The following is a 1,245-nucleotide window of genomic DNA, read 5'->3' as shown; positions in this document are numbered from 1 at the left end:
TACAAGGTCTCGCCGGAGTTATTAAGGCCCCTCCGTGACGTGAAGTAGGTCAACTACGTCTTGGAATGAACGCTTACTTTTGGGATGGTGAAACCGTGATCTGGCCCAAGGCTGACATGTTGAAAGGCACCATGATGAGCATCATTCAGCGCCAACTTGAACGTCTTGATATTCCGCAGCGCCACGAAGCCATCACCTTAAAACGTCTTGGAGAGCTGTCTGGCGCTGCCGTGATGAATTCATGGACACCCGGTATTCCAGTCACCGCCATTGCTTCCAATGTTATCGAGGAAGCAAGGCAGTTCATCAACCTGCTCCATAAAGCCTACGAGGCTGAACCCGCCAATTTCCCTTAAGGATAGATCGCTTGCTAACTATTCAACCACAGATAAGAAAAGTTCCGACATAGCCGGTTGGAAGGTTGGGGTGCTCGCCCTACCTTTCCTTACCAGAGTGCCGCTCATAGTCGGTAGAAACATATGCTCTCATTCTGCCCAGATTACTCAACCACCGCACGAACAAAAGTTGCTAACGCCCGCCTAAGGGGCTGGCAACGCATACCACTAAACTCAAACACAACAACTATAACCACCGCGGTTCATTGGGACTGGAAACGCTACGCGTTGACAGTCCCTCTTGAGGCGTTTGTTATGCATGTGCCACAACACGAGCCATATGGTAAACGTCAACGTAGCTGCCATTTCTGAATGCATAAGCTTTCGACTCACCTTCAATTACAAAGCCGAATTTCTTGTACAAGTTAATCGCTCGTTCGTTATCCACATAGACCGTCAATTCGATTCGTTTCAAATTCAGCCAGTTATCCGCTAAATCGATGACCGTTTTCAGTAAAGCACTACCAACACCTAAACCTTGAACATCGTCTTTGACGCCCATACCGAATGTACCGACGTGACGACGTCGCGGATTGGTACATAGCTCAAAGCCCAAATTACCTACTACTTCACCGTCCATTACTGCCACATATGCATAAACGTGCTCTGGAATATTCTGGAAACGTTTTTCCCACATATCTGAGGATGGAAGCGGAAGTTGTAATGTGCCAGTGTAGGCATTTGGGCACTCATAAATTCCTTTTATCGCTTTAGCATCTGATGGCTCTGCTCGCCTGACTTCAACAACCATAGTTCCTCTTTCCTAAAAAATGCATAACAGTGATTATACGCCCTGCCATGAAACCTCAATGAACGTGACATCACAATGACTGAGGTTTCATAGCCACCA

The 1,245-nt window shown here is 47.2% G+C and carries 2 protein-coding genes; one reads left to right on the top strand and one right to left on the bottom strand.

Features of this window, described 5'->3' with window-relative positions; genetic code table 11:
• The first annotated feature begins 65 nt into the window (after positions 1-65).
• Entirely contained in the window at positions 66-356 is a 291-nt protein-coding gene (locus CWI66_RS17485; RefSeq protein WP_100732379.1) for an aminotransferase class IV, read from the top strand.
• Positions 357-648: 292 nt separating this feature from the next.
• Here CWI66_RS17485 and CWI66_RS17480 read toward each other — a convergent pair whose 3' ends face one another.
• Entirely contained in the window at positions 649-1,146 is a 498-nt protein-coding gene (locus CWI66_RS17480) for a GNAT family N-acetyltransferase (RefSeq protein WP_000259910.1), read from the bottom strand.
• Positions 1,147-1,245: the final 99 nt, after the last annotated feature.

It is taken from the genome of Halomonas sp. 141 (assembly GCF_002810305.1).
GTDB classification, from domain to species: Bacteria; Pseudomonadota; Gammaproteobacteria; order Pseudomonadales; family Halomonadaceae; genus Vreelandella; species Vreelandella stevensii.
The sequence above is the reverse complement of the archived record's forward strand: the minus strand, read 5'-3'. Positions and strand labels throughout refer to the sequence as shown.

What these genes read in the sequence shown, in the direction of transcription:
- CWI66_RS17485 (WP_100732379.1), top strand. Translation starts at nt 66, where the DNA reads ATGAACGCTTACTTTTGGGATGGTGAAACCGTGATCTGGCCCAAGGCT.
- CWI66_RS17480 (WP_000259910.1), bottom strand. Translation starts at nt 1,146, where the DNA reads ATGGTTGTTGAAGTCAGGCGAGCAGAGCCATCAGATGCTAAAGCGATA.